Annotated in this window: 13 protein-coding genes; 5 read left to right on the top strand and 8 right to left on the bottom strand. The window is 69.5% G+C overall.

What is annotated here, in order from left to right; translation table 11 throughout:
• Positions 1 to 293: 293 nt before the first annotated feature.
• Positions 294 to 497 carry a dodecin family protein gene (locus tag ACLFOB_RS10880; protein ID WP_410915930.1) on the bottom strand — a complete coding sequence of 68 codons (204 nt, stop codon included), beginning with the start codon at positions 495 to 497 and terminating at the stop codon, positions 294 to 296.
• Positions 498 to 619: 122 nt separating this feature from the next.
• Between ACLFOB_RS10880 and ACLFOB_RS10875 the strand changes: the two genes are divergently transcribed.
• The 4 genes from ACLFOB_RS10875 (at position 620) to ribD (ending at position 3,220) form a co-directional block, all read left to right on the top strand.
• A complete protein-coding gene (locus tag ACLFOB_RS10875) occupies positions 620 to 1,030 on the top strand; it encodes a hypothetical protein (RefSeq protein ID WP_410926082.1) in 411 nt (136 codons plus the stop codon).
• 54 nt (positions 1,031 to 1,084) lie between these two features.
• The gene (locus ACLFOB_RS10870; RefSeq protein WP_410926081.1) at positions 1,085 to 1,492 is read left to right on the top strand and encodes a secondary thiamine-phosphate synthase enzyme YjbQ; all 408 of its coding nucleotides are present in this window, start codon (positions 1,085 to 1,087) and stop codon (positions 1,490 to 1,492) included.
• A gap of 160 nt (positions 1,493 to 1,652) precedes the next feature.
• A complete protein-coding gene (nrdR, locus tag ACLFOB_RS10865; RefSeq protein ID WP_410915933.1) occupies positions 1,653 to 2,126 on the top strand; it encodes a transcriptional regulator NrdR in 474 nt (157 codons plus the stop codon).
• Complete coding sequence (gene ribD, locus ACLFOB_RS10860; RefSeq protein WP_410926080.1) at positions 2,123 to 3,220, top strand: bifunctional diaminohydroxyphosphoribosylaminopyrimidine deaminase/5-amino-6-(5-phosphoribosylamino)uracil reductase RibD; 1,098 nt, start codon at positions 2,123 to 2,125, stop codon at positions 3,218 to 3,220. The genes nrdR and ribD overlap by 4 nt, the downstream gene beginning before the upstream one ends.
• A 9-nt stretch (positions 3,221 to 3,229) precedes the next feature.
• Here ribD and ACLFOB_RS10855 read toward each other — a convergent pair whose 3' ends face one another.
• From ACLFOB_RS10855 to ACLFOB_RS10845, 3 genes are all read right to left on the bottom strand, one after another.
• Entirely contained in the window at positions 3,230 to 5,278 is a 2,049-nt protein-coding gene (locus ACLFOB_RS10855; protein ID WP_410926079.1) for a capsular polysaccharide biosynthesis protein, read from the bottom strand.
• Complete coding sequence (locus tag ACLFOB_RS10850; RefSeq protein ID WP_410915936.1) at positions 5,275 to 6,420, bottom strand: polysaccharide biosynthesis/export family protein; 1,146 nt, start codon at positions 6,418 to 6,420, stop codon at positions 5,275 to 5,277. Before ACLFOB_RS10850 ends, ACLFOB_RS10855 begins: the two co-directional genes overlap by 4 nt.
• Positions 6,421 to 6,520: 100 nt before the next feature.
• The gene (locus ACLFOB_RS10845) at positions 6,521 to 7,813 is read right to left on the bottom strand and encodes a capsule biosynthesis protein (RefSeq protein WP_410926078.1); all 1,293 of its coding nucleotides are present in this window, start codon (positions 7,811 to 7,813) and stop codon (positions 6,521 to 6,523) included.
• 122 nt (positions 7,814 to 7,935) lie between these two features.
• Between ACLFOB_RS10845 and ACLFOB_RS10840 the strand changes: the two genes are divergently transcribed.
• Entirely contained in the window at positions 7,936 to 8,523 is a 588-nt protein-coding gene (locus ACLFOB_RS10840) for a riboflavin synthase (protein WP_410915938.1), read from the top strand.
• A 185-nt stretch (positions 8,524 to 8,708) separates the two neighbouring features.
• On the opposite strand, the gene ACLFOB_RS10835 is transcribed toward ACLFOB_RS10840, so the two are convergent.
• The 4 genes from ACLFOB_RS10835 to soxC all read right to left on the bottom strand — a co-directional run.
• Entirely contained in the window at positions 8,709 to 9,971 is a 1,263-nt protein-coding gene (locus tag ACLFOB_RS10835; protein ID WP_410915939.1) for an FCSD flavin-binding domain-containing protein, read from the bottom strand.
• Positions 9,972 to 10,246: 275 nt separating this feature from the next.
• Positions 10,247 to 10,969, bottom strand: coding sequence for a c-type cytochrome (locus tag ACLFOB_RS10830; RefSeq protein ID WP_410926077.1), 723 nt, complete (start codon positions 10,967 to 10,969; stop codon positions 10,247 to 10,249).
• Positions 10,970 to 12,184 carry a c-type cytochrome gene (locus tag ACLFOB_RS10825; RefSeq protein ID WP_410926076.1) on the bottom strand — a complete coding sequence of 405 codons (1,215 nt, stop codon included), beginning with the start codon at positions 12,182 to 12,184 and terminating at the stop codon, positions 10,970 to 10,972. It lies immediately after the preceding gene.
• The coding region (soxC, locus tag ACLFOB_RS10820) for a sulfite dehydrogenase (protein WP_410926075.1) at positions 12,168 to 13,236 on the bottom strand (1,069 nt) is incomplete at its 5' end. The genes ACLFOB_RS10825 and soxC, both read right to left, overlap by 17 nt.

The following is a 13,236-nucleotide window of genomic DNA, read 5'->3' as shown; positions in this document are numbered from 1 at the left end:
TCACCCGCGAGCGCATCCGCCAGATCGAGGCCAAGGCGCTGCGCAAGCTCAAGCATCCCTCGCGCTCGCGCAAGCTGCGGAGTTTCCTGGATCAGTAGGGCACGCCCCTCGGCAAGGCACGCCGCGCCGTGTCGGCAAGGCAAGCCCCTCCCCTCGGTAGGGCACGCCCCGCGCTCCTGAGTAAGGCACGCCACGCCCCGTCGGGATGCGCGACGGCAAGCGCAGCGGCGAGACCAATCGACAAGGCCGGCCCCTCGGGGCCGGCCTTGTCATTCATGGGTTGTGCTGCGCGCTCACTCGTCAAGCACGAAGGTCACCTCCATGTTCACCCGGTATTCGGAGACCTTGCCGTCCTTCACCTCGACGTTGCTGTCCTTGATCCAGGCGCTCTTGATGTTGCGAAGCGAACCGGATGCGTGCTCGATCCCCTGCTTTACGGCGTCGTCGAAGCTTTGCGGCGAGGTTGCGGAAATCTCGGTGACGCGTGCGATGCTCATGGCGGGTCTCCTTTGCTGCGGTTGCCTGCGGGGAACGCCAAGGTGCCCCCGGCGTTCCGTGCTCGCCGCGGCCGCGCGAACGCGAGTTTTCCGCGGAACCGATACGGGCTATGGTCGTGGGCATGAAACCCACGATCGCCTGTTTCGCCGCGCTTGCTCTGGCGGCACATGCGCCGCCGGCGGCGGCCTTCACCGCGATCAACCAGCTTGAGGTGAACGCCTTGCCGCAGGCCGACACCTTCGAGGTGATCCAGTCCCGCGGCGCCGGACCGCGCCAGTTCTGGTGCGCCGCCGCCGATTATGCCAAACGCGCGCTCGGCGCGGGGGCCGGGCAGCGCATCGTGCTGGACGAACCGCGGCACAGCTCGCAAACCCGGCAGGGAAGGACAGCCGTCACCTTCCGGCTGGCACCGAAAGGCACCAGACCCGAAAGCACGGGCGGTGTCTCGATCACCCTGCGCAGACCCGGCGAGGCCTACAGCGTCTTCTTCGCCTATGGCTTCTGCGACGAGTTCATCGAGTTCATTCCCTAGCCGCCCTGCCGCGATCGTCTTGCGTGCCGGATCGGGGGGCGTAGGCTGAACGGCATGCAGACCACCTTCGAGATCGCGACGCGCGGGCAGGGACTCTATGAGTTCACCGACGATATTGCCCGCTGGGTCGATGGGACCGGCCTGCTCACGCTCTTCGTGCGTCATACCTCCTGCTCGCTGCTGGTACAGGAGAATGCCGATCCCGACGTGGCGCGGGATCTGCAGGAGTATCTCGCACGAATCGCTCCGCGCGCGGACGACCCCTCGATGCGCTGGCTGCGCCATACCGCCGAAGGCCCCGACGACATGCCGGCGCATCTGCGCGCCGCGCTCTTGCCGGTGTCGCTGTCGATCCCGGTGACCGAGGGGCGTCTTGCGCTCGGCACATGGCAGGGCGTCTTCCTGGCCGAGCATCGCGAAGCACCGCATCGCCGGCAGGTGGCCGCGCATCTGTCGCGCTGACTCCGTCGCCGTCTCAGGCACCTGTGTCACGGGAACACGCTGACATGTGGTGGCCCAGATTTTGGGCTACCCCCGATCTCGCGTCATCCCTATAGTGGTTGTGGACAGGCTGCAGGTCGGCTCGTCCGACAGCCGATGCGCGAACGAGGAGGGGACGGCGATGCGCTGCCCGTTCTGCGGAAACGTGGATACGCAAGTAAAGGATTCCCGCCCGGCGGAGGATCACGTCGCCATAAGGCGGCGGCGGTTCTGCCCCGCCTGCGGCGGCCGGTTCACCACCTATGAACGGGTGCAGCTGCGCGATCTCGTCGTGATCAAGTCGAACGGTCGGCGCGAGGATTTCGACCGCGACAAGCTGGAGCGTTCCATCCGGATCGCGCTGCAGAAGCGCCCGATCGAGCCCGAACGCGTGGACCAGATGATCAGCGGGATCGTCCGGCGGCTCGAATCGCTGGGCGATACGGACATCCCGTCGAAGACGATCGGCGAGATCGTGATGGAAAGCCTCGCCCGGATCGACACCGTGGCCTACGTCCGCTTCGCCAGCGTCTACAAGAACTTCCAGGCGGTCGAGGACTTCGAGGACTTCGTCTCGGAACTGCGGCCGAAGGCGCAGGCCGACCCCGGACCATGACCCAGGATGACGACGCCCGCTGGATGCGGGTGGCGCTGACGCTGGGCCGACGCGGGCAGGGGCGCGTCTGGCCCAACCCGGCCGTCGGCTGCGTGCTGGTAAAGGAGGGCCGCGTCGTGGGCCGTGGCTGGACGCAGCCGGGCGGCCGCCCCCATGCCGAGACCGAGGCGCTGGCGCAGGCCGGACCGGCCGCGCGCGGTGCCACGGCCTACGTCACGCTGGAGCCTTGCGCGCATCACGGCGTCACGCCGCCCTGCACCGAGGCGCTGATCGGCGCAGGCGTGCGCCGCGTGGTCGCGCCGCTGGCCGACAGCGACCCGCGGGTGTCGGGACAAGGCTTCGACCGGCTGAAGCGTGGCGGCGTGCCGGTCACCACCGGCGTGCTTGCGCATGAGGCGGCAGAGGATCACGCGGGCTTCTTCCTGAAGGTCGAACAGGGGCGGCCCTGGCTCACGCTGAAGCTGGCGGTCAGCCTCGACGGGCGCATCGCGACCGCCTCGGGCGAAAGCCGCTGGATCACCGGGACGGAGGCCCGGCGCAGCGTTCACGCCCTGCGCGGCCGGCACGATGCCGTCATGGTGGGCGCAGGCACGGCGCGCGCGGACGACCCGGACCTGACGGTGCGCGACATGGGCGCCGATCACCAGCCGGTGCGCGTTGTGGTCTCGCGCCGGCTGGACCTGCCGCTGATGGGACGGCTCGCGCAGTCCGCGCGCGCGGTGCCGGTCTGGGTCTGCCACGGGCCGGAGGCCGATGCCCCGGCGGTCGAGGCATGGACCGGGCTGGGCGCAAGGCTCCTGGCCTGTCCGGTGATCGGCGGACAGCTCGACCCGGGGGGCATTCTGCAGGCCCTTGGCACCGCGGGGCTGACGCGGGTTCTCTGCGAGGGCGGAGGCACGCTGGCCGCCGCCCTGCTGGCGGCCGATCTCGTGGACGAACTGGTCGTGATGAGCGCGGGGCTGGCGCTTGGGGCCGAGGGGCGCCCCTCCCTCGGTGCGTTGGGGATAGAGCGGCTGGCCGCCGCGCCGCGCTATCGGCTGATCGAGGCGCGCCCCCTTGGCGGCGACGTGCTGCACCGCTGGCGCCGGACCTAGGGCGACCCTTCATCGCCAGATGTGCGCCCGGCTCGCGAAGATGCCCTGCAGCTTGGCGAGGACCCGGTTTGCCGGTCCGGGCCGGGGCAGGGCACCCGTGGCCAGCCGCTCTGCCGCGACCTCGGGCTGGCAGGGGCGGCCCGTGACGGGGTCGTGGTAGCGCGGATAGGCGATCAGCGCGGCATGGACGAGCCCCGCCAGGTCGACCTTCGCGCGGCGCCGCGGCGGCACTGGCCCAAGGTCGCGCGTCAGGCCCCAGCCGGCGTAGAAGGGCGCGCCCAGCGTGGTGACGGCGACCCCGCGCAGCAGCGCCTCGAACCCCAGCGCCGAGGTCATGGTCCAGACTTCGTCCACCTGCGCGAGAAGGGCGGCGGGATCGGTGTGCTCCAGCACGGCGTCGGCCAGCCCGGCGAGCGCCTCCGCAGACACCGCGCCGGGGCGCAGCCCCGCCTCCACGTCCGGGTGCGGCTTGTAAAGGATCGCGGCCTCCGGGTTGGCCGCGCGCGCGGCTTCCAGCAGGGCGAGGTTCGTGCGCACCTCGCCCGCGCCAAGTCGGATCGAGGCATCGTCTTCCACCTGTCCGGGCACGAGGATGCGCCGCCCCGCGGGAAGCTCCGGCAGCGCGCCCGCCAGATTGTATTTCGTGACGCCCCGCTGCACGAGAAAGCGCGCCAGCGCCTCTGCGCGCGCGCGCTCTCCGGGCCGCATATCGCCAGCGTCTGCGATCAGCCGCTCCAGCCGGCTTGCGCGCGACGGGTCGTAATAGATGCCGAGGTCGTCGAGCACCAGGCTCAGCGGCGGGATCAGATCGGCCCCCAGCCCGCGCGAACGCAGCAGCCCGTCCTCGACGCGCACGGCGCCCTCGGGCAAGGCCGCGGCGGCGGAGGCCCAGACCATCAGGCGGCGCCCGTCGCGCCCGGCGCGTTCGGCGGCATGCGCGGGCGGGTCGGCAAAGAGGACCCGGCGCTCGCGGCCGAAGATCTTCTGCAACGGCGCGCGCTTCCACAACCGCATGCCGGAGGCGACCCAGCCATTCCGATCCTCGCGCCAGGCGCGGGCTTCGGCCTCCAGCGCGGCAAGCGCGTCCTCGAACCGGCCCGGCCGGTCGCGATAGGGATCGTACCAGACCGGGTAGAGGATCATCGCCGCCGCGAAGAGCTGGGCGCGGGTGAGTCGGCGGGTCCGGCGCGGCGGCGCCTCCTCGTCGCGCGTGAGGCCCCATCCGGCGTAGAAGGGCTGGCCGAAGACGCGGGGGCGATGGCCCGCAAGGATCGCCTCGAATCCCATCTGCGACGAGACGGTATAGACATCCACCGCGCCCTCCAGCAGGCGCCAGGGCGAGTGGTTCCCCGCAATCAGCGCCACCCGCGCGCTCACGTCTTCCGGCCCGTAGTGGCCGGGACGGTGGCCGCCCGTCGTCTCGGGGTGGGTGCGGATCAGCACACGCGCGCCTGGATGCTCGGCCTGCGCCATCGCCAGCATCTCGCGAAAGCGCGCGCGCCCCGCACCGCTGGCCCGCACAGAGGCATCGCCGCGCGTCTGGTCGATGACAAGCACATAGCCCGGATCGGGCGGCGGCAGGTCGGGATCGACAGCGGCATATTTGGTCAGATGCGCCGCGCGCATCCGTGCGATACCCTCGCGCGCACGGTCCAGAAGCGCGGTGTCGTCCAGCGGATGGGTGGCAAGCAGATGCTCGAGGTCCGAAGGTGCACGCCCGTCGAAATGCACGCCGCGGCGGTCGAGCAGCAGGCCCAGCGGGGGCTCGCCGCGGGCGCGGCCGGGAAAGAGCGACCGCAGGAAGGCATCCTCGATCCGGAGCAGCGGCACGCCTGCACGCGCCGCCGCCCGCTCGCCGCGCCAGGCGGTCGGGCTCTGCCCCCAGACGCCGACCAGATCGCCGTCCCGCGGCGAGCCGATGCTCACTTGGTAGCCGGCCAGCGCAAGGATGCGCCTGAGCCGCCGTTGCGTCAGGAAACCGCCGTTGAAGACGCAAAGACGCCGGGAAGCTGCCTCCCCGGCGCCAGCGTCGTGCTGCCCTGGTGTGTCGGCCGTCACTCCGTTCCGTCGAGAGCGCCTGCGGCGGTGTCGAAAGTCGCCACCGTGCCAAGCGTGCCGGTCACGGCCGAGATCACCTTGTTCCACTGGGTGAAGGGCGCCTCTGTCACATAGAGCGTGTCGCCGTCCCGGATCAGGAAATCGCGGGCGAGGAACATGCCGTTGGGCTGGGTCAGGTCGAGCACATAGACCATCCGCTGCGTGCCGATCAGATCGTCGCGGCCCAGCACCTGGTTCGCGATTTCCTCGGGCTCGTTGCGGAAGACGAAGACGCCCGTCGGGTCGGCGGCCGAGGTCACCAGCCCGCCCACCTGGGCGATCGCCTCTACGGCCGAGAGCGTGTGCGTCTCGAAGGGGACGCGGGCCTGCGTGCCGGTGGCGCCCAACACCGTGAAGGCGCGCGAATCCTCCTCGATCAGGATGCGGTCGCCGTCGCGGAGCGCGATGTCGAAGCGCGGGTTTTCGTAGAGGTCCTGGAACCATACCGTCTCGCGATGCTCGCCGCGCACCACCGTGACCTGTGCCACCTCTGGGGGGATGGCCACGCCGCCGGCGCTTGCCAGCATCGACGACAGCGTGCGCGTGGGCCGTTCGATCGGGTATACGCCGGGCGCGCCGGTCGTTCCCGCAATCGAGACCGTCGCGCCATCGCCGGCAAGACGGCGAACCTCGACCTGCGGATCGGGGGTCTGTTCGGCCAGCCGCTCCGTGACGATGCGGCGCACGGCCTCGGGCGTGTTGCCGGCGGCGCGGATGCGGCCGGCATAGGGCACGAAGATGAAGCCCGAGCCGTCGACCTGCACCTCTTCGAGAAGCGTCGAGTTCGTGGCCTCGTCCGCCAGCAGCCCGTCCTCCACATTCTCCCAGATCGTCAGGCCCAGCGTGTCGCCGGGACGAATGGTGTCGGAGCCCAGAAGACCTGCATCCTTGAAGCCTTCGGAGAACCCCAGCGACGGGGTCACGGAGGTGGCCCGCGTGACGCGGTCGTTGACGGTAAGGATGAACGCGTCGCCTTGCTCCAGGACCGACCCTGCGAAGATCTCGCGCTTGTTCGGGCCGCTGCGCGGCAGGCCGCAGCCCGCGACGATGGTCACGATCAGAAGCAGGGCGACGGGGCGCGCCCAGCGATAATGGGATGTCACTGCTCGGTCTCCCTCGACCTTGTTCTTGTCCTGCCTCGGTATTTTTTCGGGCAGGCTAGCGGAAAACCGGAGGCGGCGCCAGCGTGGGGCGAATCGGCCGTCAGGTGACGGCCCGCAACTGTTGCCGTGGCGCCGCGGTCCCGGCTTTCAGCGCGTCGTAGGGATCCTGGGGCGAGAGCATCATGTCGGCCACCTGCCGCAGCAGTTGCCGGCGGCCGCGGGCGGAGTAGAAGCCCCCCGGCACCTGGCTCGTCTCCAGCAGGTAGCGGCGGAACTCGCGGTAGGCGCGCAGATCGGGGCGGCGGGCCTGGCGGAAGAATTCGGGCAGCGGCTGGTCCGAGACGAATTCGGGCTTGGCATAGACCGCGCGCCCGAAGCAGCGCAGAGGGATGCCGCGCCAGAGGACCTGCTGGCCGGCGGTGGAGTTGACGGTGACGGCGCTGCGCGCCTCGGACAGAAGCTGCGCCAGCTTGCCGCCGCGGACATAGTGCACGCGGTCCAGGATGCCGTGATCACGCGCGATGCGGCGCATGAGCCTGCGCACCGGCACGCGCCCGTCCTCGAGCGGATGATCCTTGACCACGAGGTGGTGATGCGGCGGGGCACCCCGCGCGAAGGACGACAGCGTGAGTTCGAGGAACTCTGCCATCGAGGCGAAGGGCGAATGGCGCTGGAACGCGCTGTCGTGTTCGAGCTGCAGAAGCACGAGGTGGTAGGGAAAGCCGCCGTTGCGCACGCGCCATGTGGCCAACGCCCGCTCGGCGCGCAGCACCGGCATGGTCAGCAACCGTTTCAGGTAGAGGCGGAATTCCTGTCCCACGTCAAGGGCGCGGTGCGGGCGAAAGCCGCGATAGGCCCCGTTCCGGAACAGCACGAAGAAATGGTAGAGCGCGCCGTAGAAGACATGCTGGCGCGTGTCGCCCCAGTGCGCGGGCGGCAGCGGCGCATCCGGATCGGAGAGCGCCAGCGCCGCTTCCATCTCGGAAACGCTCATCTGCATCAGGCGCGAATTGCCGTTCGAGCCGCCGCGCTCGTAGGTCACCCACCAGGGCCGCAGGTATCCCTCTTCGAAGACGTGCACGGTGAGGCCGCGCGCCCTTGCGGCGGCGACGGCTGCGGCGTGAACGGGCCGGGTGTCGCCGTAGAGCACGATGTCGGTGACGCGCTTCGCGTCGAGCAGGGCCGCCAGATGTGCAGGCCAGTCATCTGCCGTGCCGCGAAAGGGCAGGTAGCCCGCGCCGTCCGACCAGAAGGCCGCGTCGCCTGCGTTGAAGCCCACGCGCCAGACCTGCGCGCCCGCGCGCCGCAGCATGCCGCCCAGCGCGTCGAAGAACGGCCCGTGCGGCCCCTGCAGGAACAGAAAGACCCGGCCCTTGCCCGGTGCGGTGGTCATCTTGTGCATCGCCCTTACAATTGCCGGGAAGGCTGCGATATGACTAGGCCGAAAATGTGGCTCCCCGCGGGAACTCCCGTGCCGCGTGGGCGGCGGAGCCAGGGAAAGCAAAGGGAACAGGCATGTTTACCGGCATCGTGAGCGACGTGGGCGAGATCCTGGGCGTCGAGCAGCGTGGCGACACCCGCGCGCGCATCCGAACGGCCCACGACACCGGCGGTATAGAGATCGGCGCCTCGATCGCCTGCGACGGCGTCTGCCTGACCGTTGTGGCCCTGGGCGAGGACTGGTTCGAGGTCGACTATTCCGCCGAGACGCTCGCGAAGACCAACCTCGGCGGCTGGGCGCCGGGGCGCCCGGTCAACCTCGAGCGCGCGCTCAGGGTGGGCGACGAGCTGGGCGGGCACATCGTCTCGGGGCACGTCGACGGCGTGGCCGAGGTTGTGGCGCTCTCGGACGAGGGCGACAGCACGCGGATCACCTTCCGCGCGCCGGAGGCGCTGGCGAAGTTCATCGCGCCCAAGGGCTCGGTCGCGCTGAACGGCACCTCGCTCACGGTCAACGAGGTCGCGGGACGCGACTTCGGCGTGAACCTGATCCCGCACACAAAGGAGGTGACCACCTGGGGACGTGTCGCGGTGGGCGATGCCGTGAACCTGGAGGTCGACACGCTGGCACGCTACGTTGCGCGGCTGGCCGAGGCGGGCTAGGGCGCCCGTCGCCGCAAGAAGGGGGGCTGTCTGCCCCCCTCGGCGGCGTTGCCGCCTCACCCCCCGAGGGTATTTCGGGCAAGAGGAAGGGACGGGGCACGACGCGCGCAGACTGTCGAGCGCGGCCTCGCCCCCGGAGCCTCTGGCCGGGCGCTCGAGCGGAATGCCCGACCTCTGGTCTCGCGTCAGCCGAACATGTCGCTGGTGATGCCGGAATACCAGCCGAGGCTTTCCTCGTAGGTCTGGCGGCGCAGGGCGGCGTCCTCGCCGGTCTGGCTGATGAAGGAGGAGACCGAGGCGATCTTTTCCTCGGTGGGCTCGTAGGAGGCGCCGACCTTCACGCCGTCCTCGGTGGCAATCAGCGACCAGCAGGTGTTGGAATAGCGCGCCGGGAAGACGCGGCTGTCGGTGAGTTCGCCGCGGATCGCCATCGCGGCGACCTTGGCCTGGCTGTTGGCGGAGTAGCCCGACTTCGGCATGTCGCCCTGGTTCGTCGCGTCGCCCAGCATCCAGACGTTCGGGTCCATCCTCGAGCGCATGCTTTCGGGCTCGACGGGGGCCCAGTTGCCCTCGGTCAGCCCGGCCTCGTGCGCGATGCGGCCGGCCTTCTGCGCCGGGATCACGTTGCAGACATCGACCTCTTCGACGACGCCGTCGATGGTGACGGTCATCGCGTCCGGGTCGACCTCGACCCTGTCGCCGCCGAAGTCGGGGCCGATGCGCTCGATCATGCCGGAATAGTGCTTCTGCCAGCCTTCCTCGAAGAGGGCCTGCTTGGAGTAGTTCGCTTTCGGATCGACGATCAGGATCTTGGCGGTGGGGTTCACCTGCGTGAGCGCATGCGCCACCATCGAGATCCGCTCGTAGGGGCCCGGCGGGCAACGGTAGGGGTTGGGCGGCGCGACCATGGCGTAGCGGCCGCCCTCGGGCATGGCCATGATTTGCGCCTTGAGCAGCTCGGCCTGGGTGCCGCCCTTGTAGGCGTGCGGCATCTCGTCCTGATTGGCGATGCTCCAGCCGGGGACCGAACCCTCGACGAAGTCGATGCCGGGGCTCACGACCAGCCGGTCGTAGGGCAGCGATCCGCCGCTTGCCAGCGTGACGGTCTTCGCGTCGCGGTCGATGCCCGTGACCCAGTCGTGCACCACGTTGATGCCGTAGCCGGAGGCCAGCGTGCCGTAGCCGTGGCCCAGGTCGTCCATTTCCTGGAAGCCGCCGATGTAGAGGTTCGAGAAGAAGCAGGTGTAATAGGTGCGCGTGGGCTCGATCAGCGTGACGTCGATGGCCCCCTCGCTGTCCTTGGCGATGTAGCGCGCGGCCGTGGCGCCGCCGCAGCCGCCGCCCACGACGACCACGCGGGGGCGGCCCTGGGCGCGGAGCATGGGTGCCGTGAGCGTGGCTGCGGCGGCGGCAGATGTGCCGATGAAGGCGCGTCTGTTGAGTGGCATTCTTCGTCTCCTCCCGGGATGTGCGCGGGGCGTGTCCCCGTCGCGATTTCCTTCCTCCGCCGTCATGGTGTCTTGTGACGCGCTGCGGGTCCAGTGTTTCTCCGCTCCGCGGGGCGGAAACAAGGGGCACGGGAGATGGGCGGCGGCCGATGAGGCGGGCCGTTCCGCCGGGCCGGTGTCCTGCCGACGGCCCGTTCCGGAAAGGCTGCGTCCGGGAGGCCGGCATCCGGCACTCGTGCGGGAAAAAAGTATGCTGTTCCCGCGCGCCGGACCGCTCAGTCGATCTGGCCGAAATAGGCGGCGAGCGCCGCGATCTCCTCGTCCGAGAGGCGCGCGGCCATCATCTGCATCACCGGGTGGGGCCGGATCTTCTGCTTGTAGGCGTGCATGGCGATGACGAAGTAGTCCTCGGGCCAGTTGGTGATCGAGGGGATGCCGTCGCTCGCGCCGTCGCGCCGGTGGCAGGTGGTGCATTCGGCCGAGAGGTATTCGCCGTAGGCCGCGTCGCCCGAAATGGCCAGCACCTCCGGCGGCAGGTCCACCTCGCGCGCGATGGCGGTGGGCTCCGCCTCGGGGATGTCGGCGGGGCTTGCGGAGAAGTCGCGCAGATAGGCCAGGAGATCGGCGCGGTCCCCGGCGTCCTCCATCCCGCGGTAGGCCATGCGCGTGCGCGAGACCAGCGCGCGCGGGTTCTCGATGTAGGCGTCGAGGGTCTCGCGCGTCCAGATCAGACCGTCGGCACCCATCCGCTGCAGGCCGTCGGAGTAGCGAAAGCCGTCGAGCGCCGCGGCGCGGCGCCCGAAGAGGTCGTTGAGATGCGGGCCGATCGCGTTCTCGGCCCCGGCGCCCACCTGGTGACAGCCTGTGCACTGGCTGTAGAGGTCCGCGCCCCGCGTCGCATCGCCGAAGGGCTCTGCCGCCCGATCGGCAAGTGCCGCGCCGCCGAGCAAAGCGGCGGTCAGGACGGCAGCGATGCGACCCGCGGGGCGTGGCGCCATCTAGTTCTCCTGGAAGGCCTTGAGATACTCGATCACCGCGGTTGCATCCTCGTCGCTGCGCAGCCCGTTGAAGGACATCTTGGTGCCCGGAACGTAGTCGCGCGGTTTGAGGAAGAACTCGGTCATCGTCTCGTCGGTCCAGACGATGCCCTCCTCGCCCATCTCCTCCATGGTCGCAGAATAGCGGAACCCGTCGATTCCGCCAAGCGGCCGCCCGAAGACCGCGTTGAGATGCGGGCCGACGCGGTTCTGCGCGCCATCGCCGACCATGTGGCAGGCCCTGCACTGGCGGAAGACGCCCTCGCCCTCCTCCGCAAGCGCGGTGTCGATCGCCATGCTTTCGTCCGCCGGGGCCGAAGCCTCGGTGACGGTTTCGGCCCCGGCGGTCTGCGTCGGCTCGGCTTGCTCGGCCATTTCCTCGCGCGCCTGGCGGGCGGCCTCGTCCTCGGGCGTCACGTCGAGGACGGTGGCGCGCATCGTGATCTCGACCTCGTCCTTGCAGTCTTCCATGCAGGGTTCGGTGCGCCAGACCGGGTATTCCGTCTCGGGCCGGTCGTCGACGATGAAGCCGTCGGCATTGGGCAGTTCGACCTCGAGAAAGTTGTCGTTCGACAGCACGAAGTCGTCTTCCACCAGGAAGTTGGAATAGAGGATGTAGGCCGTTATCGCATAGACCTCGTCGTCCGACAGCGTCTGCGCCGCGCCATAGGGCATCGAGCGATGGACATAGTCCCAGACCGTCGAGAGATAGGGCCAGTAGCTGCCCACCGTCTTGAGCGGATCCTCGTCGGCGAGCGAGCCGTCGCCGCCGGCGAGTTCGGGCCAGTTGCCCACGCCCTCGGCGAATTCGCCGTGGCAGACGGCGCAGTTCTGCGAGAACAGCGTCTCGCCGTCGAGCACCGTGCCCGAGCCTTCGGGCAGACCCTCGCCATCGGGCATGATGTCCACGTCCCAGGCGGAGATTTCCTCGGGCAGGGCAGGCCGGCCCAGTCCGAAGTTCATGCCGGCGCCTTCCGCGTCCGCATTGGCCGCGGCGATCAGGCCACCGTTCGAAGGCTCGGGCGCGCGGGCCTCGAACATCGCCGGGTCGCCGCCCCAGACCGGTGCGCGCTCTGGAAAGCCTGCCACGTTCCGGTCGGCAAAGTTGTAGGCGGCCGTCAGGACCACGACGAGTCCGAGCGCCGAGCCGCCGTAGAGGTTAAGAGACTTCGACATTTTCGGCCTCCCCGTCCGGCGTCACGTGCCAGGTCTGGATGCTGTTGTTGTGATAGATCGAGTTGTCGCCGCGGATCTCGCGCAGCTGGTCCTTGGTCGGCTGGACATAGCCTGTCTCGTCCATCGCGCGGGCCTGCAGCAGCATCTCCTCGCCGTTCCAGGTGGTGTCGAGGTAGAAGCGCGTGAGCGCCATCTTCTCGCCCGGCCTAGCAAGGCGCGCGGTCTCCCAGGTCTTGCCGCCGTCCTTCGAGACATCGACGCGGGTGATCGCGCCTTGCCCGGACCAGGCGAGGCCGGTGATAACCAGCGGCCCGTGTCCGTGGGTGATGGGCGACTGCGGCGAGGGCGAGGTGATGACGGATTTCGCGTCCATCACCCAGGTCCACTTGCGGCTGGTGCCGTCGGCCAGCGTGTCGGTGTATTTCGAGGTCTCCTCGCGGCTCTCGACGGGGCCGTCCGTCACCTCGACCCGGCGCAGCCACTTCACCCACAAGTTGCCTTCCCAGCCCGGCACCACGAGGCGCACGGGATAGCCGTGCTCCTTGCGCAGCGCCTCGCCGTTGGCCTTGAAGGCCACGAGGCAGTCGTCCATCGCCTTGGCCATCGGGATCGAGCGGCCGTTGGAGGAAGCATCGTGCCCCTCGACGTAGATCCACTTGTCCTCCAGGTCGCCCGCGGCGTCGAGTCCCGCCTCCTGCAGCAGGGTGCGCAGCGGCACGCCGGTGTATTCCATGTTGTGGATCATGCCGTGGGTGAACTGCGCGCCGTTGAGTTGCGCGCCGGCCCATTCCATGCCGGTGTTGGCCGCGCATTCGCAGAAATAGACGTGCTGTTCGCGCGGGAAGCGTTCGAGATCGGCGTAGGAAAAGACCAGTGGCTGATCGACCAGCCCGTTGATCATCAGCCGGTAGTCCTCCTTGCGCATCTCGATGGCACCCGAGTGGTGCCGTTCGAAGGCGCAGCCCTGCGGCGTGATGGTGCCGTCGAGCGCATGGATCGGCGTGAAGTTGATCGAGCTGATCGTGTCGGCGGTCAGCCATTCCACGTTGCGG

The organism is Rhodosalinus sp. (assembly GCF_046542825.1).
Taxonomy (GTDB): domain Bacteria; phylum Pseudomonadota; class Alphaproteobacteria; order Rhodobacterales; family Rhodobacteraceae; genus Rhodosalinus.
Note: the sequence above shows the minus strand (reverse complement) of the source record. Positions and strands in the feature narration are given on the sequence as shown.

What these genes read in the sequence shown, in the direction of transcription:
- ACLFOB_RS10880 (WP_410915930.1), bottom strand. Translation starts at nt 497, where the DNA reads ATGAGCATCGCACGCGTCACCGAGATTTCCGCAACCTCGCCGCAAAGC.
- ACLFOB_RS10875 (WP_410926082.1), top strand. Translation starts at nt 620, where the DNA reads ATGAAACCCACGATCGCCTGTTTCGCCGCGCTTGCTCTGGCGGCACAT.
- ACLFOB_RS10870 (WP_410926081.1), top strand. Translation starts at nt 1,085, where the DNA reads ATGCAGACCACCTTCGAGATCGCGACGCGCGGGCAGGGACTCTATGAG.
- nrdR (WP_410915933.1), top strand. Translation starts at nt 1,653, where the DNA reads ATGCGCTGCCCGTTCTGCGGAAACGTGGATACGCAAGTAAAGGATTCC.
- ribD (WP_410926080.1), top strand. Translation starts at nt 2,123, where the DNA reads ATGACCCAGGATGACGACGCCCGCTGGATGCGGGTGGCGCTGACGCTG.
- ACLFOB_RS10845 (WP_410926078.1), bottom strand. Translation starts at nt 7,813, where the DNA reads ATGACCACCGCACCGGGCAAGGGCCGGGTCTTTCTGTTCCTGCAGGGG.
- ACLFOB_RS10840 (WP_410915938.1), top strand. Translation starts at nt 7,936, where the DNA reads ATGTTTACCGGCATCGTGAGCGACGTGGGCGAGATCCTGGGCGTCGAG.
- ACLFOB_RS10835 (WP_410915939.1), bottom strand. Translation starts at nt 9,971, where the DNA reads ATGCCACTCAACAGACGCGCCTTCATCGGCACATCTGCCGCCGCCGCA.
- ACLFOB_RS10830 (WP_410926077.1), bottom strand. Translation starts at nt 10,969, where the DNA reads ATGGCGCCACGCCCCGCGGGTCGCATCGCTGCCGTCCTGACCGCCGCT.
- ACLFOB_RS10825 (WP_410926076.1), bottom strand. Translation starts at nt 12,184, where the DNA reads ATGTCGAAGTCTCTTAACCTCTACGGCGGCTCGGCGCTCGGACTCGTC.